At 66.3% G+C, this 21,269-nt stretch carries 18 protein-coding genes; 8 read left to right on the top strand and 10 right to left on the bottom strand.

Features of this window, described 5'->3' with window-relative positions; all coding sequences use genetic code 11:
* Positions 1-21 precede the first annotated feature (21 nt).
* The 3 genes from ACZLZY_RS06850 (at position 22) to ACZLZY_RS06840 (ending at position 3,122) form a co-directional block, all read left to right on the top strand.
* Positions 22-276, top strand: coding sequence for a hypothetical protein (locus ACZLZY_RS06850; RefSeq protein WP_472932955.1), 255 nt, complete (start codon positions 22-24; stop codon positions 274-276).
* Positions 277-456: 180 nt separating this feature from the next.
* Positions 457-1,521 (top strand): NAD(P)-dependent alcohol dehydrogenase, encoded by a 1,065-nt coding sequence (locus tag ACZLZY_RS06845; RefSeq protein ID WP_472932953.1) that lies wholly within the window; start codon positions 457-459, stop codon positions 1,519-1,521.
* Between the two features lie 293 nt (positions 1,522-1,814).
* Positions 1,815-3,122 (top strand): extensin-like domain-containing protein, encoded by a 1,308-nt coding sequence (locus tag ACZLZY_RS06840; RefSeq protein WP_472932951.1) that lies wholly within the window; start codon positions 1,815-1,817, stop codon positions 3,120-3,122.
* A gap of 80 nt (positions 3,123-3,202) precedes the next feature.
* Here ACZLZY_RS06840 and ACZLZY_RS06835 read toward each other — a convergent pair whose 3' ends face one another.
* Positions 3,203-3,760 carry a TetR/AcrR family transcriptional regulator gene (locus ACZLZY_RS06835; RefSeq protein ID WP_472932949.1) on the bottom strand — a complete coding sequence of 186 codons (558 nt, stop codon included), beginning with the start codon at positions 3,758-3,760 and terminating at the stop codon, positions 3,203-3,205.
* Between the two features lie 138 nt (positions 3,761-3,898).
* Between ACZLZY_RS06835 and ACZLZY_RS06830 the strand changes: the two genes are divergently transcribed.
* Complete coding sequence (locus ACZLZY_RS06830; protein ID WP_472932947.1) at positions 3,899-4,216, top strand: DMT family transporter; 318 nt, start codon at positions 3,899-3,901, stop codon at positions 4,214-4,216.
* A gap of 87 nt (positions 4,217-4,303) precedes the next feature.
* Positions 4,304-4,681: a RidA family protein gene (locus ACZLZY_RS06825; protein ID WP_472932945.1), complete on the top strand. Its 378-nt coding sequence runs from the start codon at positions 4,304-4,306 to the stop codon at positions 4,679-4,681.
* 80 nt (positions 4,682-4,761) lie between these two features.
* On the opposite strand, the gene ACZLZY_RS06820 is transcribed toward ACZLZY_RS06825, so the two are convergent.
* Together ACZLZY_RS06820 and ACZLZY_RS06815 are read right to left on the bottom strand one after the other, a co-directional pair.
* On the bottom strand, positions 4,762-5,133 hold the full coding sequence (locus ACZLZY_RS06820) for an acyl-CoA thioesterase (RefSeq protein ID WP_472933143.1): 372 nt from the start codon (positions 5,131-5,133) through the stop codon (positions 4,762-4,764).
* 77 nt (positions 5,134-5,210) lie between these two features.
* Positions 5,211-5,753 (bottom strand): hypothetical protein, encoded by a 543-nt coding sequence (locus ACZLZY_RS06815; RefSeq protein WP_472932943.1) that lies wholly within the window; start codon positions 5,751-5,753, stop codon positions 5,211-5,213.
* 429 nt (positions 5,754-6,182) lie between these two features.
* Between ACZLZY_RS06815 and ACZLZY_RS06810 the strand changes: the two genes are divergently transcribed.
* Together ACZLZY_RS06810 and ACZLZY_RS06805 are read left to right on the top strand one after the other, a co-directional pair.
* Positions 6,183-7,388 (top strand): pyridoxal phosphate-dependent aminotransferase, encoded by a 1,206-nt coding sequence (locus tag ACZLZY_RS06810; RefSeq protein WP_472932941.1) that lies wholly within the window; start codon positions 6,183-6,185, stop codon positions 7,386-7,388.
* A gap of 151 nt (positions 7,389-7,539) precedes the next feature.
* Complete coding sequence (locus tag ACZLZY_RS06805; protein WP_472932939.1) at positions 7,540-8,163, top strand: glycoside hydrolase family 25 protein; 624 nt, start codon at positions 7,540-7,542, stop codon at positions 8,161-8,163.
* Between the two features lie 326 nt (positions 8,164-8,489).
* Here ACZLZY_RS06805 and ACZLZY_RS06800 read toward each other — a convergent pair whose 3' ends face one another.
* From ACZLZY_RS06800 to trxB, 4 genes are all read right to left on the bottom strand, one after another.
* Complete coding sequence (locus ACZLZY_RS06800) at positions 8,490-9,386, bottom strand: LysR family transcriptional regulator (RefSeq protein ID WP_472932937.1); 897 nt, start codon at positions 9,384-9,386, stop codon at positions 8,490-8,492.
* A gap of 215 nt (positions 9,387-9,601) precedes the next feature.
* On the bottom strand, positions 9,602-10,978 hold the full coding sequence (locus tag ACZLZY_RS06795; protein ID WP_472933141.1) for a virulence factor family protein: 1,377 nt from the start codon (positions 10,976-10,978) through the stop codon (positions 9,602-9,604).
* Positions 10,979-10,995: 17 nt separating this feature from the next.
* The gene (gene mprF, locus ACZLZY_RS06790; RefSeq protein ID WP_472932935.1) at positions 10,996-13,617 is read right to left on the bottom strand and encodes a bifunctional lysylphosphatidylglycerol flippase/synthetase MprF; all 2,622 of its coding nucleotides are present in this window, start codon (positions 13,615-13,617) and stop codon (positions 10,996-10,998) included.
* 255 nt (positions 13,618-13,872) lie between these two features.
* Positions 13,873-14,844: a thioredoxin-disulfide reductase gene (gene trxB / locus ACZLZY_RS06785; protein WP_472932932.1), complete on the bottom strand. Its 972-nt coding sequence runs from the start codon at positions 14,842-14,844 to the stop codon at positions 13,873-13,875.
* Between the two features lie 269 nt (positions 14,845-15,113).
* Here trxB and ACZLZY_RS06780 point away from each other — a divergent pair, with 269 nt between their 5' ends.
* On the top strand, positions 15,114-16,004 hold the full coding sequence (locus tag ACZLZY_RS06780) for a glycosyltransferase family 25 protein (RefSeq protein ID WP_472932930.1): 891 nt from the start codon (positions 15,114-15,116) through the stop codon (positions 16,002-16,004).
* Here the strand turns inward: ACZLZY_RS06780 and ACZLZY_RS06775 are convergent.
* The 3 genes from ACZLZY_RS06775 to carB form a co-directional block, all read right to left on the bottom strand.
* On the bottom strand, positions 15,974-17,026 hold the full coding sequence (locus tag ACZLZY_RS06775; protein WP_472932928.1) for a glycosyltransferase family 4 protein: 1,053 nt from the start codon (positions 17,024-17,026) through the stop codon (positions 15,974-15,976). The two genes, ACZLZY_RS06780 and ACZLZY_RS06775, sit on opposite strands and share 31 nt — an antisense overlap.
* A gap of 49 nt (positions 17,027-17,075) precedes the next feature.
* On the bottom strand, positions 17,076-17,555 hold the full coding sequence (greA, locus tag ACZLZY_RS06770) for a transcription elongation factor GreA (RefSeq protein ID WP_472932926.1): 480 nt from the start codon (positions 17,553-17,555) through the stop codon (positions 17,076-17,078).
* Positions 17,556-17,836: 281 nt separating this feature from the next.
* Positions 17,837-21,268, bottom strand: coding sequence for a carbamoyl-phosphate synthase large subunit (gene carB, locus ACZLZY_RS06765; protein ID WP_472932924.1), 3,432 nt, complete (start codon positions 21,266-21,268; stop codon positions 17,837-17,839).
* Position 21,269: the final 1 nt, after the last annotated feature.

Here is a 21,269-nt window from a genome sequence, read left to right as displayed (position 1 = left end):
GTCTCTGTCAAGGAGACCATCATGGCCAACGCCGCCTCGAACATCCCAACGAAGCGCTTGAGTAAAAGGCGTTTCGCGGGCATCTGGCAAGTCGCATGGCGTGTCCTTTCCAAGCCGCGCCCGAGGCGGCAAAGACCGCTGGACCTGATGGAGGCACGCGATGACATGTTGCGAGACATCGGCCTGTTCGATGGACCGGACGTTGCCTTGCGCCGTTCGGACCTGCCGCTTCCGTCCGAACGTGAACGATTGTTCGAGCGGGGCCCGCCTTTCTAAAAAGCGGATCCGGCAATGAGGGACGGCGGGGAGAGGCGGCTTCCGAAAGGCATCGAGGCGGAACAGCCCGTTGGACGCCCGAGACAATGCGCCGCCTTGCGCACCGTCGGGTGAGGCCTAGTTCGCCTGCTGAGGCATGTCTTCCTTTTTCGGGGAGCAGCCGAACCATCAAGGATTCCCATGTTCATCTGCCAAGGCTTTGCAGCCTCCGCTGCCGACCAGCCGCTCGTCCCCTACAGCTTCGAGCGTCGCGATACCGGACCGCACGACATCCGCATCGACATTCTCTTCAGCGGCGTCTGCCATTCCGATCTGCACCAGGCCCGCAACGACTGGGGCGGCTCGATCTACCCGATGGTGCCCGGTCACGAGATCGTCGGGCGCGTCTCCGAAGTCGGCTCCGAGGTCCGCAAGCTGAAGGTCGGCGATCTCGCCGGCGTCGGCTGCATGGTGGATTCGTGCCGCCACTGCAAACCATGCCTGGCTGGCCTCGAGCAGTATTGCGCCGAGGGGTGCACGGTCACCTACAATGGCCGCGAGCGCGAGAGCGGCGCCCCGACCTATGGCGGCTATTCCGACAGGATCGTCGTCGAGGAGCGCTTCGTGGTCAGCATTCCCGAGAGCCTCGACCTGAAGGCGGTGGCGCCTCTCCTCTGCGCCGGCATCACCACCTATTCGCCGCTGAAGCACTGGAAGGTCGGTCCCGGCCAGAAGGTCGGCATCGTCGGCCTCGGCGGGCTCGGCCACATGGGCGTCAAGTTCGCGAAGGCGATGGGCGCCGAAGTCGTGATGATCACGACCTCGCCGGAGAAGGGCAAGGATGCGCTGCGCCTCGGCGCCGACGCGGTGCTGGTCTCGAAGGACGAGGCGGCGATGACGGCGGCGCGCGGCACCTTCGACTTCCTGCTGAACACGATCCCCGTCGGCCATGACATCAACCCTTATGCGGCGCTCCTGACCGTCGACGGCACCATGGTTCTCGTCGGCGCGCTGACGGCGCTCGATCCGCTGCTGGGCTTCAACCTGATCGGCGGCCGCAAGAGCATTGCGGGATCGATGATCGGCGGGATGCCGGAGACGCAGGAGATGATCGATTTCTGCGCCGCCAACGGCATCGTCAGCGACGTCGAGATGATTGCCATCCAGGACGTCAACACCGCCTATGAGCGCCTGCTCAAGAACGATGTCCGCTACCGCTTCGTGATCGACATGGCGTCGCTGGACGCCGTCGAACAGGCCGCCTGACCGGCAAGCTTCGGCCGGCGTTCCGCCGTCGGCCGCTGGGCTGAAGCGACCTCGCGTCAAATTATCGGCCCGGAAATCGGCATCGGTTTCCGGGCCTTTTGCTGCGTGGCTTCCGGCGGTGAGACCGCCGTGCGTATGGCGGCTTGGCCCTCATGGCGCCAATCCTGTCCTGCCATCGCGACAGAATCCGCTACGGAAACGGCGCCTCGGATCGGCAGCGTTCAGCATTCGCTTACCAAGACCGCGTAGCTTGTCCGTGTCCGCTGGAGTATCGCGGGCACGAGGGCCGTCCGATGATGTTGCGTAGAGACGGATGGCGCATCTGGGTGTCCGCTGCCGCGTTTGGTCTGGCAGCGGACGCCATTCCCTTCGCGATTGCCGGGGACATCGACCCCGTCGTGACCGGCGGTGTCGCGCCGAAAATGGTCTGGGGTGGACCCGTGCCGGCAGCCCCGCGTCCCGGCGAGGTGCCGGTCTACGTTCCGAGCCGCTCGGTCGTGCCGTCCCGTCCGCAGCCGCAGGCCTATGCGCCGCTTGCGGCTCCCGACGCTCCCGACGATGGAGTAACGGGAGTGCCCGAGGAAACGCCAGACTGGCCGCCATCTCCTGCCGCAGCCCTTCCCGACACGAGTGCCAATCTCTCGCCGGAGACGCCCCCGTCCGAAACCCGCCAGGCGGACACGCCCGCCGACGCGCCCGCTATCGACGACGGGTCGGGCGACGTGCAGCTCTACACCCCGATCGACGGCGAGGCGGGTGCCGCGCTCGATGCGGGGGAAGCGCGCGAGGCCTCGGCCGAGCCGGGGGCGCTCGCGCCGCTGGGGGCGCCGATCGACGTGGAGGAGGATCCGGGCTTCGGGACCGGCGAGCCACGGGCCGATCCCTGGGCCGGGCTGAAGGATGTGACCCCGGGTGAGACGCCGGTTCGCCGGACGGCGCGGCCGAGGCCGAGCTACGCCTCGCTGGAGGCGATCGCGCCGCCGCGCCGGGCCGGGCCCCAGGTGCTCGACGATGGCCGCGGCGAGCTGGAAGACGAAACGCCGAGCGGCTACCAGCCGATGCCCAGGAACGAGGTGATGTGCCGGCGGGCCCTGCAGCAGCTCGGCGTCAAATTCGTCGACGCCAGCTCGATCAGCCGCGGCCGCAGCTGCGGCATCGACTATCCCGTCAAGGTCACCGACATCGTGCCGGGGGTGGCGATCCGCCCGGTGGCGACGATGAACTGCATGGCGACGCTGCGGGTGGCGCAGTGGATGAAGAACGAGGTCATGCCGGCGGCCCGGTGGAAGCTGCTGCAGCGTCCTACTGTGCTGATCAACGCCTCGTCCTATCGCTGCTCGCGGATCGCCGGCTCGCGCTCGATCAGCCAGCACGCCAGCGGCGATGCCCTCGACGTGCACGGCTTCAAGTTCGCCGACGGCTCGTTCATGGAGATCGAGCGGAAGGGCTTCTTCGAGTTCCGCCAGAAGGCGTTCCAGCGCAAGGTGCGCGAGAGCGCCTGCCGCTATTTCGGCACGGTGCTGGGACCTGGCTACAACGAGGACCATGCCGACCACCTGCACCTCGACACCAAGCAGCGCCGCCGCGCGGTGTGCAAGTAGCAAGGCGGCCGGCGCCGTAGACCGGCCGCCGGCACGCGGTCGCCAGCAGGCGAATGCTCTGGCGGGAAGCGGCGTGACAATCAGGACGCGCCGGGATCCTTCGATGCCAGGAGGTCCTGGATGTCGGCGAAGGCCGCTTCCCATTCGGTCGCCGGAAACGGCAGCAGGCCGAAGAACCGGAGGAAGAAGGCGCCTTCCGTCGCGAGAAAAGCCAGACGTGCGCGCCGTGCCGCCGGGTCGTCGGCGTGCAGTCCGGCCGCCTGCACCTGATACCACTGCCGCATGTCGGCGAGATGCTCCGGCGTCTGCAGCAGCAGTGCCAGCAGGCTGGCCGCCCGACGCTGGGTGTCCTCGTCTTCGCGGTGCGTCACCTCGACATGCGCGGCGACCCGCTGCGCGAGCGAGGGATCCTCTCCGGCGAGACCACGGGCGCGCTTGGCATAGTCCTGCATCCAGCGGCGCAGCATGGCGGCGATCAGTGCCTCCTTGGTGCCGAAGGACGACTGCACTCCGCCTTTGGTGATCCCCGCAGCCTTGGCCACCGCATCGATCGTCAGCGCAGCCGCACCCCGTTGCCCGACGATGTCCTCGGCGACTGCGAGCACCTTCTCCCGGTCGATCGTTTGACGTCGCCCCATCGGAACATCTCCTTCGTGCCCATTTCAAACGGGTGCTTGAAAAATTAGAATACGTGCGTATTTCAAACTGGACAAGCGCTGGCGGTGAAAGATCGACCTTTCCGGCCCGGCGACGAAAACAGGGAGAAGGAGCGCGTCATGGCGTGGTTGTATCTGGTAGGGGCGGGATTGCTGGAGATCGGCTGGCCGGTCGGGCTGAAGATCGCCCAGACGCCCGAGACACGCTGGACCGGCATCGCCATGGCCGCTGTCTTCATGGTGGCGAGCGGGTTGCTGCTCTGGCTGGCGCAGCGCGACATCCCGATCGGAACGGCCTATGCGATCTGGACCGGCATCGGGGCGGCCGGAACGTTCACGGTCGGCGTGATGATTTTCGGCGACCCGACGTCCATCGCCCGCTATGCCGGTGTGGCCCTGATCGTTGCCGGCGTCATCACCCTCAAGCTTGCCCATTGAGCCGCCGGGAGTAGCAGGCTGGAGACGCTAGCGGCCCACCATCCCCGCCTTCTCCGACGACCGTTGCAGAGCGAAAAGGATCAGAGCATGCCCAGACGCTTCATCGTCGATGTCCCCGGCGTACCCAAATCTGCCTCGCCCATTTCGAACGCCGTCGTGGTCGGCAACACCTGCCACATCTCCGGACAGCTGTCGGTCTACGATGACGGATACCGTGCGGGCACGGCGCGTGAAGAGGCGGAGCGGGCGTTCGAACTGGTGTTCGCGATCGTCGCCGAAGCCGGCTTCACCCGCGAGGATATCGTCTACGTCGACATAGCCTTCGCTGATCTCGACGATCTGCCGAGCGTGAACACGCTCTACGCTGAGCTGTTCGATCCACGCCCCGCCCGAACCATCTACGAGGCCGCCAGGCTGCCTTTCGGGGCGAGGATCAAGGTGCAGGCGATCGCCATGAAGGACTGATCCGGCAGACGAGCGGCCGGTCATGCCTCATGGTTTGGGGGCGATTGGGTATCGGGCGCGGCGGGGGCGGCGACGTGCGCCTACTCCGCCGGGATTTCCACGGGTTTGCCGTCTTTGTCGAGGGCGACCATGACGAAGATGCCCTCGGTGACCTTGACCAGTTCGCGGGTCAGATGCCGCTGCGCCCAGGCCTCGATCAGGATGGTGATCGAGCTGCGGCCGACCTTCTGGATCGTCGAATAGACCGACAGCGTGTCGCCGATCTTCACCGGCTTCTTGAAGGTCAGCGCATTGACCGCGACGGTGGCGACGCGGCCCCGCGCACGGTCAGCGCCGCTGAGGCCGGCGGCGAGGTCCATCTGCGAGATCACCCAGCCCCCGAACACGTCGCCGGCGGCATTGGCGTCGGCGGGCATCGCCGGCACGCGCATGGTCAGGTCGCCTTTCGGCATTTCGTCGGTCACGTCCGTCTCCTCATTACTCTGCCTGCGTAGCGAAAAGCCGGCGGCTTGCAAAGCGCAGGCGGCGTTCAGGATGTCGGCGGGCCCTTCACGGGCTCTGCGATGATCGCAAGGGCGGCTGCCCAGCCGCGCTGCCGGGAAAGGTTCACGCCCCAGTCGCCGGTACCGAGCTGCGAGCGGCCGTAGATCATCAGGCCGCTGCCGCCGGCAAGGGTCTGCGCCTCTGCGTCGATCGTATCGGGGAAGCGCATGGCCGCCGTGCGGGCGACGTAGCGGCGGTAAGCGGGGCGGGTGCCGTCATCGACCCGAACCAGATTGCCGCTGTCGGCAAGCACCACGCTATCGAGCCGCCCCATCAGCACGGCGGGCGTATCTGCATAGATCGGCAGAGCGAGGTCGACGCGAATGCGGCAAAGTGCGGGAGAACAGGCGAGGCTGTCGGTCGGCGTTGTGCGGCGCTGCAGCGTCGCGAAATCCACCGCGCCCTGGTCTGCCGGACCGGCAATCCAGGTGTAAACCCGTTCCGGGCCGATCGCCATGAACCCAACGCTGGCGGCAATCGGCAACATCAGGAGGATCAGCAGCGAGCGAAGCGCTGTCTTGGCCGTCAAATCCGCCTCCCTCCGTCACGCGCCATGCCACAATCCATGTGCCGCGATGCCGATCATATCAGCTACTGCGGGAGGCCGCCGACGGATGCAATCGCCATCATCTGCCGGAGGGTCCCGGCAGCCCTGCCGTGAGCCGGTAGTCGGGCAGAGCGGCCATCGCGGCAATCCAGCGTCGGAGGTGGCAATTGCCGAAATCCTGCAGGCCGTGGACGGCGATGATCGCGCTCTCCTCGCTCTGCAGGCGCTAGACTGGGCCGGGAGCGGGGCCCGATCCAATTGCAATGGGCAACGCCGCCCATCAGCTTAATTCATCGGTCTATGCCTGATCCGCGGCTTGCACCAAGTCCCTGCCGCGCTTACGGTTCGCCGGTTTTTGCAGGCGGGGTCGCCGCTGCAGACCTTGGAATCATGACAGCCGGAGCCGTTCCCATGGCATTTCTTGCCGCCGCCCTCGACCGCGTAAAGCCCTCCGCCACCATTGCCGTCTCGCAGAAGGCGCGCGAGCTGAAAGCCCAGGGTCGCGACGTCATCGGCCTCGGCGCCGGCGAGCCCGACTTCGACACGCCCGACAACATCAAGGCGGCGGCGATCGACGCGATCAACCGCGGCGAGACGAAGTACACCCCGGTCTCCGGCATCCCGCAGCTGCGCGAGGCGATCTCGAAGAAGTTCAAGCGCGAGAACAATCTCGACTACAAGCCCGAGCAGACCATCGTCGGCACCGGCGGCAAGCAGATCCTGTTCAACGCCTTCATGGCGACGCTCGACGAGGGCGACGAGGTCATCATCCCCGCGCCCTACTGGGTGAGCTATCCTGAGATGGTGGCGATCTGCAACGGCACCTCGGTGATCATCGAGACGACGATCGAGGCGAACTTCAAGGTCACGGCCGAGGCGCTGGAAGCGGCGATCACGCCGAAGACCAAGTGGTTCCTGTTCAACTCGCCGTCGAACCCCTCTGGCGCGGCCTATACCCGCAATGAGTTGAAGGCGCTGACCGATGTTCTGATGCGCCACCCGCACGTCTGGGTGATGACCGACGACATGTACGAGCACCTCGTCTACGGCGACTTCACCTTCACGACGCCCGCCGAGGTCGAGCCCGGCCTGTACGACCGGACGCTGACGATCAACGGCGTGTCGAAGGCCTACGCGATGACCGGCTGGCGCATCGGCTATGCCGGCGGTCCGCTGGCGCTGATCAAGGCGATGGACATGATCCAGGGCCAACAGACCTCGGGCGCCTGCTCGATCGCGCAATGGGCGGCGGTCGAGGCGCTGAACGGCACGCAGGACTTCATCCCGAAGAACCGCGTGATCTTCGAAGGTCGCCGCGACCTCGTGGTGTCCATGCTAAACCAGGCGAGCGGCATCGAGTGCCCGTCGCCCGAAGGCGCCTTCTACGTCTATCCCTCCTGCAAGGGCCTGATCGGCAAAAAGACCCCGGCCGGCAAGGTGATCGAGACCGACGAGGACTTCGTCTCCGAGCTGCTGGAGGCCGAGGGCGTCGCGGTCGTACACGGCTCGGCTTTCGGCCTCGGCCCGAACTTCCGCATCTCCTATGCGACGTCGGAGGCCCTGCTGGAGGACGCCTGCTCGCGCATCCAGCGCTTCTGCTCCAGCCTGAAGAGCTGAGGCCGGCTCGGCAAGCCTCTCACGCCACTCAAAGATCAGACGGCGGCTCCGCGAGGGGCCGCCGTTTTTCGTTCTGGCTACGCAGTCTCCTTTTCGGCAGTCCGCCGGTTTGGTGTATTTTTCCCCTGTCGTTCAACGGGGAGTGGAAAGCATGCCGACTGTCCTGAATGCCGTCATCGATATCTCGCACCACAACAGACATCTGGATTTCGCCAAGATCAAAGAGGCCGGCATTGTCGGCGTCTTCCACAAGGCGACGCAGGGTCAAAGCAATGTCGACCAGACCTATGCCGCGCACCGCAAGGGTGCCGTTGCAGCAGGTCTCCTCTGGGGTGCCTACCACTTCGCGACCGGCAGCGACGGGGTGAAGCAGGCAGAGCATTTCCTCGATGTCGCCGAACCCGACGACAAGACCCTCCTCGTGCTCGACTTCGAGCCGAACCCGACCGGGCCCAGCATGGGGCTGGAAGAGGCGAGGGCCTTCGTCACCCATATAGAGGCGAAGCAAGGGAAGTTTCCCGGCCTCTACTCCGGCCACTACATCAAGCAATTGCTGGGCAACGGCACCGACAGCACCCTGGCGCAGTGCTGGCTCTGGCTGGCGCAGTACGGCCCGACACCGGTCGTGCCGCGGAACTGGAACACCTGGACGATGTGGCAGTACACCGACGGCTCGGTCGGGCCGGCCCCGCATGATGTGGATGGAGCAGGGCGCTGTGACCGCGACAAGTTCAACGGGGACGAGGCGCAGCTGAAACGGCTCTGGCTGCACTGAGGGCCGCAAGCCTCACCGGCACCGGGCTTCATGCGCGCGAAAACGCCGCCAAAGAAAAAGCCGGGTTCGCGAGAGCCCGGCTTAAAAAGAGGATCTGCTGGCAGATCCTTGGGAGGAGACGCTCGAAGCGGTCCGGTGGGAGGAGGTGCCTTCCCGCGTTCGATGAGATGAGGCTACCAGTCCTGCTCGCCGCAACCACTGGCAATATGACATGCCTGCCATGCATAAAATGCATAGGAAGTAGGCGGTTCAGTGAACTGTCTGTTTGATGGGCATTCGATTTGGTAAGAGCTGGCGCTGGGAAGTTTCCCGCCACTGGTCGAGTTTCAGTACGACCAGGTCCGCGCCTTCGAGATCAGGAAATCGCGAAAAACCTTGAGCTTGGCCGAATTCCTGAGCTGCTCGGGGTAGCAGAGATAGGTGTCGAAGGTCGGCATCTCCATTTCCGGCAACACCTGGACCAGCTTGGAGTTCTTGTCGATCATGTAGTCCGGCAGCAGCGCGAGGCCGATGCCGCGCTCGATCGCCGCCTTGATCGACATCAGGTTGTTGATCTGCAGGATCGACGAGCGCGACTGGCCGTCCGGCAGCCCGACCGTTTCCAGCGTGTTGAGGTTGCGCAGGTATTGCGGCGCCGGTTCGCCGAAGGTGATCAGCCGGTGCTGGCTGAGGTCCTGCACCGTCTCTGGCGTACCGAAGCGCTGGAGGTAGGTGGGGGCGGCATAGACATGCAGGTGCACGGTGAACAGCCGGCGCTGGATGAGGTCGGGCTGCTGCGGCTGGCGCAGACGGATCGCCGCATCCGCCTTGCGCATGGTCAGGTCGATTTCCTCGTTGTCGAGGACCAGCTGCAGCTCGAGTTCCGGATAGAGCTCGAGGAACTCCTTGGCGCGCTCGGTGAGCCAGCCGGAGCCGAGGCCGACGGTCGTTGTCACCCGCAGCCGGCCGGTCGGCTTCTCCCGGGTTTCGGTCAGCTGCATGCGGACCATTTCCAGCCGCTTCAGCACCTCCGCCGCGGTCTGGAACAGGAGTTCGCCTTGCTCGGACAGCACCAGCCCGCGGGCATGGCGATGGAACAGCGGTGCGCCGATCTCCTGCTCCAGCGAGGCGACCTGGCGGCTGATCGCCGACTGGCTGAGGTTGAGAACATCCGCGGCGTGGGTGAAGGAGCCGGCCTCGGCTGCGGCATGGAAAATCCGCAGCTTGTCCCAGTCGAGCGCCATCCTGGTTTCTCCCTGCCTGCCAGCCTTATCGAGCCTTCGGCTCTTCGTTGTCCAGCCGACGTGTGCCGTACCGCAACGGTCAAGCCGCGCGTCCTGCATCCCGTTCCCTCCATCGTAGACCGCATCCAGATGGGGGGATCAAGGCACGACGGGCATAATCGATCGCCGAAGCCAGAGAAGCCGCTTCTAAAGCCTCTAGCGCGACGAAGCGGCCTTCAGGGCTTGGCTTTCAGCCGGGCATCGAGACCCGCCAGGATCTTGGCGCCGATGGCGGAGTAGTCGCCATCGAAATGGTGACCGCCCTCGGTGGGGATCAGCTCCGCGCCGGACGCCTTGAGGTCGGGGCAGATCGTGTCGTCGTCCTCCGTGCCGTAGACGCACTGGATCAGCTTGGCGTCGATTTTGGCGACCTGGGCGACGTTCGAGGCGTCGTCGTCGTCGACCCCAAGCCAGCCCATGACCGAGATCTGGAAGTTGGCCGATTTCGACAAGGCCAGCAGCGAGAGCTCGGCGACCTTCGCCTTGTCGGCAGCCGGCAGCAGATTGTACGTGGTCGGCAGGATATCGGCGCCGAAGGAATAGCCGACCAAGAGCACGTGCTTCACGCCCCAGCGCTTGGTGTAGAACTCGATGATGCGCGAGAGGTCGGCGGCCGTCTCCTTGGGTGTGCGCTCCGACCAGAAATAGCGGAGGGCGTCGACGCCAATGGTCGGCATGCCCTCGTCCTGGAAGGCCTGGCCGATTTCCTTGTCGATGTCGCGCCAGCCGCCGTCCCCGGAGTAGATGATCGCCATCGTGTCGCGCGTCGGCTTGGTCTCGAGCACGCTCAGCGGCAGGCCGAGCTCGTCGGAGGCGCCGGTTTCCATCGCCGCGTCGATCGCGTCCGCGAGCGCTGCAGCCGCCGCATCGTCGCTCTCGGTGACGGTGATGTCGTCGTGCTCTTTGACCAAGGCTTCGACATGCGCGCGCCCGTCGGCCGGTGCTGTCGGCGTCAGGATGACGGTGACGGGGTCGGGCAGGTCGCCATCGGCCAGACCATAGGTCGAGACCGCGCCGGCCTGCTGGCGCACGGCATCGGTGCAGAGCTCCTTCGCCAGCGGGATGCCGCCTTGCGGATCGACGGCGATGGTGTGCTGGATGGTGGCGTCGGGCGTCTGGGCCGCGATCGCCAGCGCCAGAGCGCCGCCGCCGCCAAGGCCCGCCACGATCGGCAGATGGTAGATGCTGCCGCCGACCGACCGCTGGACCTGCTGGCTGAGGCTTTCAATGTCGGAGACCATGTAGACGCAGTCGTCCTGGTCCTTCTCCAGCGCGGGGTAGTATTCCTTGAGATCGATTCCGATGACGAAAGCACCCTTGGCCGACAGGTCATCCGCCAGCGTCGTCTCAGCTTGCGTCCAGCCGGCCTGATCCGAAAGCAGCACGACCATCGCCTTCGCCTCGCCCTTCGGCATGAGGATGTGCTCCGGAGGGATCATGCCATAGTCGAACGGGGCGGCGGTGCCGGCTGCAGCCGGCGCCGGCGCGACCGGGGCTGCCGGGGCGGTCTGCGCCAGGACGGGAGCCGTGAGCGCGAGGAGCGCCGCGAGCATGCTGGAACGAACGGACATCACCTGCGCACCACTCCCTTGAAGCCGCCGCCGATCTGCAAGGTTACGTCCATCAGCGCGAGGGCGGGGCTGAGGCTGCCGGACGTCGTCATGTAGCGCGGCTTCCATTCCGGGTGGAATTTGGCTTTAAAGGCGCGCAGTCCCTTGAAGTTGTAATATTTTTCGCCGTGCTCGAAGAGCGTCGTGCCGATCCTGTCCCAGATCGGGGCGTGCCGGTTGCCGGACATTCCCGACAAGGGCGCCATTCCCATGTTGAACCGCTTGAAGCCCGCTTCTTTCAGGTGCTCCAGCAGCAGCACGAACAGGAAATCCATCGAACCGCCGGGCGCGTCTGGGTGGAAGCGCATCAGGTCGACCGAGGACTCGTCCTTGGTGTCGGTTACCATCAAGGTCGCAAAGGCGACGATGTGGCCGTCCTTGCGCAGCACCGCGACCGGCTGTGCCTTGACGTAGGCCTCGTCGAACGCGCCGAGGGAGAACGCCTTCTCGCTCGCCATGTGGCGTGCCAGCCAGGCGTCGGAGACGGCCTTCAGCTCGTCGTAAGCCGCGGGCACATCCGGCTGCTCGATGACGGAGAATTCCAGCCCGTCACGCTGGCCGCGGGTCTTCGCCTGGCGAAGGCCGGCGCGCTTGCCGCCGGCAAGGTTGAACTTGCTGAGGTCGATCATCGCGAGTTCGCCGAGCTTGAACGCGCGCATGCCGGCATCGGCATAGATCGACAGAGCTTCCGGTGAGACTTGGTAAAACACGCCGCGGCAGCCGCATCCATGCGCCATCTCGACGAACTGCCAGACGAGTTCCGGCCAGGCGTCGCGCGGCCCGATCGGATCGAAGAGGGCGATCAGCGAGCGGTTGCGGCGGGCGTACATGATGAAGGCCCGGCCGTCCTTGGAAAACAACACGCTCTTGTCGGCCATCCGCACCAGATTGCCGTCGGCGGACTCCTGCTGCCGCACGATCTCCGCTGCCCGGTCGATGTCGTCCTCGACGGGGTCTTCGATCCGCCCGATCGCCGGGCGCACCAGGCTCCAGATGGCAAGGCCGCTGGCAAGGATGGTGATGCCGAGCATGGCACGGAGGCTGCGCGGAGCCTCGGAGGTGAACTCGAACTGCCACCAAAGCTCGTTGCCGTATTCGACGTCACGGTAGACGAAGAGGAGGACGATCACCGCGCTGACGCAAATCGTCAGCATCGCAGCGATCCAGGGGCCTGTCAGCGCCTGGCGGAAGATCGAGGCTGGACGGCTGTACTCCTTGCGGGTGGCGATCAGCGCCAGCGCGAAGAAAAGGAGCAGCGCCGCCTCGTGCACGGCGACCGCCTGGACCAGCGCCATCAACATTGCCGCGAACGTCGTCGTCAGCGCCACCAGCCAGGCGCCATCGAGCCGCTGGGCAAGGCCGCGCGCCATCACCAGGAAGACGAGGCCGAGAAGGCTCGTCAGGAAGTGCGCGCCTTCGACGATGAATAGCGGCACCACGTTCTGCAGCGCCTCGAGGTCGGAAGTGGGCGTCGGCGTGACGCTGGAGAGGATCAGCATCAGGCCGAAGACCAGCGACAGCGTCGCCAGCACCGGCGGGGCCAGCCGGCGGCCGGCGAGCTTCAGCTCGGTGCCCATGCTGGCGCTGAGGGCGCCGCGCAGTTCGGCCAGGCTAACGAAGACCGCGGCGCACAGCAGCGGCAGGAGGTAGTAGATCACCCGGTAGAGGACCAGCGCGCCGAGCACGCGGTCGATGTCGACGGTCGAGCCGAGCGCCGCCACGATCACCGTCTCGAACACGCCGAGACCGGCGGGCACATGGCTGAGCACGCCGATGGCGATCGCCACCGCGTAGATGCACACGAAAGTCGGGAAGCCGATATCGGTCGGCGGGAGGAGGACGTAGAGCACGGCGCCGGACGCGCAGACGTCGATCACGGTGGCCGCGGACTGGCGCAGCACCAGCGTCCGGGAGGGCAGTCGGAAGCCGAAACGACCGAGACGTACAGGGTGGCCGTCGCGGCCGATGACCGCGAGCGCGACGACGGGCAGGAGACCGACAACGGCCAGAAGGCGCAGCGTCAGTGGCGGCAGGCCGAGATAGGGTGAGACCGTTCCGGCGATGAACAGGACGCAGAGCGCCGACAGCGTCAAAAGGCCGAGGCCGAAGGCGACGGTGACGAAGGCGATGACCTTGGCGATCTCCTCCGGCGTCAGGCCGAGGCGGGTGTAGCCGCGGTAGCGGATGGCGCCGCCCGAGAGCGGGCCGAAACCGGCGGTATTGCCGACTGCATAGGCGCAGAGCGCCGTCGCGGCGACCGCGGGATAGGAGAGTTTCCGGCCGACATAGGAGAGCGCGCCAACGTCGTAGAAGGTAAGGCTGACGAAGCTGACGAGCGTGAAACCGATCGCCAGCGCCACCGCGGGCCAGCCGGTGGTATCGAAAGCCGCGATGACGTCGTCGTACCGCACTTCAGACGTCAGGCGCATCAAGGCGAAGGCGGCGATCGCAAGGACCGCCACGACGGCGGCGATGCCAAGGATCGAGCGGTGCGCGGAAAGCCACTCCCCGGCAAGGGCAAGGCGCGAAGCGGGGGCTGCGGCTGGCGGCTCCGGATTGATCGACGTGTCGGTGGAACTCATCAAACCCCCTTCGACCGGCTGCTCCGCCGTTCGATCCTTGCCCGACAGGTTGCCCGCTCGGACCTGCGCTCAGCCGGGTCGGCTAATCGCAGACGCGCCATTGCATCGGAGGAAGGTGAGGCGGAATTACGGTGCGGCGCCCCGCTGCAGGACGCTCCGACGGCCGATATAGCAAACCACGCGAGGTGCGAAGCTTGATTTCGATCTTAAGGATTAATGTCTGGCTACTAAACGGCGTGGTCGTTTAACGCCGGGCTATTCAGCGGCCTGCCGTTCCTCGTCCATGGCCGCGGCGGCCACCCACTTTTCGGCTTCCAGCGCGGCCATGCAGCCGAGCCCCGCAGCGGTTACCGCCTGGCGGAACACGTCGTCGGCGACGTCGCCTGCGGCAAACACGCCGGGCACCGAGGTCTGGGTCGTGCCAGGCTCGACCCAGAGATAGCCTGAGTCCTTCTGCCGCAGCTTACCGGTGAACAGTTCAACCGCCGGGGCGTGGCCGATGGCGACGAACACGCCATGCGTCGGCTTCTCTGTCAGGGCGCCGGAGATGCGGTCGCGCAGGCGGATGCCGGTGACGGACTTCATCGGCGTCGTCGTGCCGAGGATCTCGTCGACCTCGGCGTTCCAGATGACGTTGACATTGTCCTTGGCGGCAAGCCGTTCGCGCAAAATTCGCTCGGCCCGGAAACTGTCGCGGCGGTGGACGACGGTGACCGAACTGGCGATATGCGAGAGGTAGAGCGCCTCCTCGACCGCCGTATTGCCGCCGCCGACGACGACGACATCCTTGCCGCGGTAGAAGAAGCCGTCGCAGGTCGCACAAGCCGAAACGCCGAAACCCTGGAAATGCTGTTCGGAATCGAGGCCCAGCCACTTGGCCTGGGCGCCGGTCGCGATGATCAGGGAATCGCAGGTGTAGACCGTGCCGCTGTCGCCGCGCAGCCGGAAGGGCCGACGGTCGAGATCGACCTCGACGATGAGGTCGCTGGCGAATTCGGTGCCGACATGCAGCGCCTGCGCCTTCATCTGCTCCATCAGCCACGGGCCCTGGATGGGGTCGGCGAAGCCCGGATAGTTCTCGACATCGGTGGTGATGGTCAGCTGGCCGCCTTCCTGCAGGCCGGCGACGAGCAATGGCTTCATCATCGCCCGCGCGGCGTAGATCGCCGCGGTGTAGCCGGCGGGGCCGGAACCGATGATCAGGACGGGGGCGTGGCGCTCGGTCATCTGCAACTCGGACAAGGAGAGGCGGGACGCCTTGAAATGGCCGTGCGGTCGGGCGCTTTCAAGGCTGGCGTCTTCCATAGCCGGGGGCACCGGCACTGACAACACGACAGCCGGCGGAAGCGGTGGAGGAGACGGTCCGCTTGCGGCCGGGAGATCGCCGGATGGCGACCGCCTGGTGAAGGCGGGAAGGGTTTCGCTCCCCCGCCATCCCGGCTAGAGGAGGGCAATCGCCGAGGCGACCGATCCTGATCCTGCCTGAATGGGGCCCCATGCCGAGCCACAGCCCGCCGCCGCTTTCGCCAGGGGAAGCCGAGCTTCTGCCGGGTGGCGATGCTGCCGGGGCCCTATCGCCGGTGCGGAGCGTCTTCATCAATCTCGGGCGCGCGGCCGAGCGGCGCCGGTTCATGGAGCGGCAAGGCGAGCGGCTGGGGTTGCGGCTCGAGCGAATGGCGGCGGTCGAGGCCGCCGAGATCACCGATGCCACGGCGGCAAGGATCGGCCGCTCCTGGGAGCGTCCGCTGACCAAGCCGGAACTCGGCTGTTTCCTGTCGCATCAGGCGCTGTGGCGCCAGATCGCTGATGGCGTGGACCCTGTTCTGGTGCTCGAGGACGACGTGATGCTGTCGCCGCGGCTCCCGAGTCTTCTCGATCAGGTCGCGGGCCTTGCCGGCGTCGATCTCCTGAACCTCGAGAATTTCGAACGCCGGCGCTTCCTCACCGGCGAGCGGCGCAAGCTCCGCGATGGCCTGTCCGTGCTCGGGGTCGCGCGCGACAAGTCCGGCTCGGCCGCCTATCTGCTCTGGCCTGCGGGCGCGCGCAAACTGCTGCTCCGGGCGGAGCGCGGGGCTGCCCCGGTCGACGCCTTCCTGCATGGCCTGAAGGCACTCGCCTCCTTCCAGGTCGAGCCGGCGCTAGCGATGCAGGTGCATCTCCTGGCGGAGCGCGGCCTTCCCGTGCCGATCCCGACGGCAACGTCGATCCAGGTCCCGCGCGGGCGGTTGCCGGTGACGCGGGAGAACCTGCCGTTCCACCTCCGCCGCGCCGCGACACAGTTCCGGTTGATGGGGGAGCACGCCCGGCGGGTGCTCGGCCATCGCTACCGGCTGGTCGACATCGTCGAGGCCGAGTTTCAGCTGCCGGCGGACCACAGCCCCTCGTAGACGGCCCCGATCTCCGCGGCCTCGCGCGACAGTGGAAACTTGGCCCGCACATGCGCAAGGGCAGCGAGGCCCGCTGCATGACGCAGCGCGCCATCGGCAAGGTAAGGCTCGATCGCCGCCGCCATGGCGCCGACATCGTCGACCGGGACGACACTGCCGGTCACACCCTCGACGATCAGCTCGCGAAACGCGCCGGCATCGGATGCGACGACGGGCGTTTCGGATGCCATCGCTTCCAGCGGGGTCAGCCCGAAGCCCTCGTTGCGGGGCGGTGCGACGTAGAGGTCAAAACGCTGGAACCAGGCGGCGATGTCATCGACCTCGCCGACGAAAAGAATGCGCTCAGTAAGTCCCGCTTTGGTGACCTTGTCCCGCAGTTCCCTCTCGAAGTCCGCGTGCTCGGCCGTCGTTCGCCCCGTCACGACTGCCGTCCATTCGGGATGCTGCGGCAGCAGCGCGATCATTGCGGCGACGAAGACGTCGGTGCCCTTCTGGTACCGGATCCGGCCGGAACAACCGACGACCAGCCGCCCCTCGAGTTTTCGCAGGGCCGGGGAGGGCTCTTTGCGCGGGACCGGCGAGAAGGCGTCGAGGTCGATGCCGTGCAGGATAACCGTTGCAGGCCGCTCCAGAAAGGCCGCGCTGCGGCCGCTGGTGGCGATGATGGCGTCCATGCGGCGGATCAGGAAGCGGGTCCACACGGTGTGGCGCCGCTGGGCGGCGGAGGTGAAGACGAGCTTCAGCCGCATGCGCAGGAAATCGCGCAGCACGAGGCCGCCGAGCATCTCGGTGTTGCGGCGGGCATGCCAGATGCGGAAGGGCCGGCGTGCCGGCTTCGACCACAGGCCGAAGAGCTGCGGCCAGCGCAGCTTTGGCAGGTGATCCGGCAGGCCAGGGCCGAGCGTGGCGATGCCGATCGACTGGCGCTGCAATGGCACCAGCTGGATGATCGTCGAGGTGACGCCGGACAGGCGGCGCTTGAAGTTCGGGGCTATCACCTCGACGTCACGGATATCCATCAAATCATCTCGTCCGGCCCGGGCGATCTCCCGGGAAGGGGAGACCCGCGCCTTAGCGCTGGCCCCAGCGCAGCTCGATGATTTCGTAGGAGCGCGCGCCGCCGGGCGCCGCCACTTCGACCGTGTCGCCTTCACCCTTGCCGATCAAGGCGCGGGCAATCGGCGAAGAAATCGAGATGCGACCTTGCTTCACGTCGGCTTCCTGGTCGCCGACGATCTGGTAGATCTTCTCTTCCTCGGTATCCTCGTCGATCAGCTTGACCGTCGCGCCGAACTTAATCTTCTCGCCCGACAGCTTGGCGACGTCGATCACCTCGGCGCGCGCGGTAAAGTCCTCGAGCTCGGAGATGCGGCCCTCGTTCAGGCTCTGCGACTCCTTGGCCGCGTGATACTCGGCATTCTCCGAGAGGTCGCCGTGCGCGCGGGCTTCCGAAATCGCCGCGATGATACGCGGACGTTCCTCCTGCTGGCGGCGACGCAGCTCTTCCTTGAGCGTCTCGAAGCCTGCACTCGTCATCGGGACCTTTTCCATGCCCTCACCCTTTCAGACCGCCGGCCCTCGGGCCGGTGATCACTTTTCAATCGACCGGGCGAAGCCCGGCGCACAAAACAAACCGGTCCCGGGCGGAAACCCGACCGGAACCAGCGGCAAATCAAGATTGGCGGCCCTGCGAAGCCGCACGGGAGAATGATGCGGCGGACCCAGCCGCCTGTCAAACATCCCGTTCTATAGACGGACAAGTATGGCAGTCAGCCGCCGCGCCAAGGCCTGCCGGCCGAGCGAGTTTCCCCGCCTCGGCCGCAGCGGCCGATTCAAGCGGCGGTGAAGTAAGACTGCAAGGACCGCACTTCAAGACTTCCCGCCTTCAAGGCCTCGATCGCCTCGGAGGCCGCGATCATGCCGGCGAGCGTGGTGTAGTAGGGCACCTTGTGGATCAGCGCGGCGCGGCGCAGCGAACGCGAATCCGACAAGGCCTTGGCGCCTTCCGTGGTGTTGAAGACCAGCTGCACCTGGCGGTTCCGGATGGCGTCCTCGATGTGCGGGCGGCCTTCGAGCACCTTGTTGATCTTCTCGGCCGCGATTCCTTGCTCGACAAGATAGCGCTGCGTGCCCCCGGTCGCGACGATGCGGAAGCCGAGCCCGAAGAGCTTGCGGATCGGCGCCAGCGCCCGCTCCTTATCGCCGTCGCGCACCGAGATGAACACCGTCCCCGCAGTCGGCAGGTCGATCGAGGAGCCGAGCTGCGACTTGGCGAAGGCGACGGCGAAGCTGGTGTCGAGGCCCATGACCTCGCCGGTCGAGCGCATCTCCGGCCCGAGCAGCGTGTCGACGCCGGGGAAGCGCGCAAACGGGAAGACCGCCTCCTTGACCGCAATGTGCTTCAGCGTCCGCCAGTTCGGCTTGCCGCCATAAGCCGCGAAGGCGTCGTCGAGGCTCTCGCCGGCCATGATGCGCGAGGCGATCTTGGCGATCGGCGAGCCGATGGTCTTGGCGACGAAGGGCACGGTCCGCGAGGCCCGCGGATTGACCTCGAGCACGTAGATCTCCTCGCCCTTGATGGCGAACTGCACGTTCATCAGGCCGACGACCTTCAGCGCGATCGCCATCTCGCGGGTCTGGCGCTCCAGCTCGTCGACGATCGCGTCGGACAGCGAATGCACCGGCAGCGAGCAGGCACTGTCGCCGGAATGGATGCCGGCCTCTTCGATGTGCTCCAGGATGCCGGCGACAAAGGTGGTGGTCCCGTCCGACAAGCAGTCGACATCGACCTCGATAGCATCCGACAGATAGCTGTCGATGAGCACCGGCGACTTGCCGGAGACGACGACCGCTTCGGTGATGTAGCGCTCGAACTGCGGTCCGTTGCGCACGATCTCCATCGCGCGGCCGCCGAGCACGTAGGACGGGCGGATGACGACGGGATAGCCGACGCGCTCGACTATGACGCGGGCCTCGTCGACCGAGCGGGCGATGCCGTTGTTCGGCTGGCGCAGCTTCAGGTCGTTAAGGAAATGCTGGAAGCGGTCGCGGTCCTCGGCGAGATCGATCGCGTCGGGCGAAGTGCCGAGGATCGGAATGCCGGCCTTCTCCAGGCTTTCGGCCAGCTTCAGCGGCGTCTGGCCGCCGAGCTGCACGATCACGCCGTGCAGCGTGCCGCGGCTTTGCTCGAGGCGCAGGATCTCCAGCACGTCCTCGCCGGTCAGCGGCTCGAAGTAGAGACGGTCGGAGGTGTCATAGTCGGTCGAGACGGTCTCGGGATTGCAGTTGACCATGATCGCCTCATAGCCCGCATCCTTCAGCGCGAAGGCGGCATGGCAGCAGCAATAGTCGAACTCGATGCCCTGGCCGATGCGGTTGGGACCGCCGCCGAGGATCACGACCTTCTTGGCGTCGGAGACGTCGGCCTCGGAGCGCAAGGCGCCGGCGAAGGGCCGCTCATAGGTCGAGTACATGTAGGGCGTCGGCGAGGCGAACTCGGCCGCGCAGGTGTCGATGCGCTTGAACACCGGATGCACGTCGAGCTTGGCGCGCTGGGCGTAGACGTCCTCTTCTTCCTTGCCGATCAGCGTGGCGAGGCGGGCGTCGGAGAAGCCGACGGACTTCAGGAAGCGGAAGTTTTCGGCGTCGTCCGGCAGGCCGTGCTCGCGCACCTTGGCTTCCAGATCGATCAGCGACTTGATGCGCGCGATGAACCAGGGATCGATCTTGCAGGACTGGTGCACCTGCTCTTCCGAGGTGCCCATGCGCAGCGCCTGGGCGACCATCAGCAGGCGGTCGGGGGTGGGCGTGCCGAGCGCGGCGCGGATGGCGTTCTTGTCGTCGCCCTCGCCGATGCCGGGGATCTTGATCTCGTCGAGGCCGGTGAGGCCGGTCTCGAGGCCGCGCAGCGCCTTCTGCAGCGATTCCTCGAAAGTCCGGCCGATCGCCATGACCTCGCCGACCGACTTCATCGCGGTGGTCAGCAGCGGCTCGGCGCCGGGGAATTTCTCGAAAGCGAAGCGCGGGATCTTGGTGACGACGTAGTCGATCGACGGCTCGAACGAGGCGGGGGTCGCGCCGCCGGTAATGTCGTTGTCGAGCTCGTCCAGCGTGTAGCCGACGGCGAGCTTCGCGGCGATCTTGGCGATCGGGAAACCGGTGGCCTTGGAGGCCAGCGCCGAGGAGCGCGAGACGCGCGGGTTCATCTCAATGACGACGAGGCGCCCGTCCGCCGGGTTCACCGCGAACTGCACGTTGGAGCCGCCGGTCTCGACGCCGATCTCGCGCAGCACCGCGATCGAGGCGTTGCGCATCACCTGGTATTCCTTGTCGGTCAAGGTGAGGGCGGGCGCGACGGTGATGCTATCGCCGGTGTGGACGCCCATCGGATCGATGTTCTCGATCGAGCAGACGATGATGCAGTTGTCCGCTTTGTCGCGGACGACTTCCATCTCGTATTCCTTCCAGCCGAGGACGCTTTCCTCGATCAGCACTTCGGTGGTCGGCGAGGCGTCAAGGCCGCCCTCGACGATCTCGAAGAATTCGTTGCGGTTGTAGGCGATGCCGCCGCCGGTGCCGCCCATGGTGAAGGACGGGCGGATGATGGCGGGCAGGCCGACCTCTTCCAGCGCCGTGGCGGCAGCGGCGAGCGCGCGGCCCATGTAGCGCTGCTTGCGATCACCCTCACCGGCGATCCAGTCCGCTTCGAGCTTGGCAAGGATGGCGGTGCGCTCGGCCTCGTCGGTGACGCCGGCGAGGATCTGCGCCTTCTTCTCCTCCTGCGCCTTCTTGTCGGCGCTCTTCGCTTCCGTGGCGTTGGCGAGCAGCGACTTCGGCGTCTCGAGGTTGATCCGCTTCATTGCCTCGCGGAACAGCGCGCGGTCCTCGGCCATGTCGATGGCGTCGGCATCGGCGCCGATCATCTCGACATTGTACTTCTCGAGGACGCCCATCCGGCGGAGCGACAGCGCCGTGTTCAGCGCGGTCTGGCCGCCCATGGTCGGCAGCAGCGCGTCCGGCCGCTCCTTAGCGATGATTTTGGCAACGACTTCCGGGGTGATCGGCTCGATATAGGTCGCGTCCGCGAGGTCCGGATCCGTCATGATCGTCGCCGGGTTGGAGTTGACCAGGATGATCCGGTAACCCTCTTCCTTCAGCGCCTTGCAGGCCTGGGTGCCGGAATAGTCGAACTCGCAGGCCTGACCGATGATGATGGGCCCCGCGCCGATGATCAGGATGGAGCGAATGTCTGTCCGTTTCGGCATG

The sequence above is a fragment of the Mesocryomonas lacus genome (genome assembly GCF_055730135.2).
This window is presented reverse-complemented; position numbering and strand designations above follow the sequence as displayed.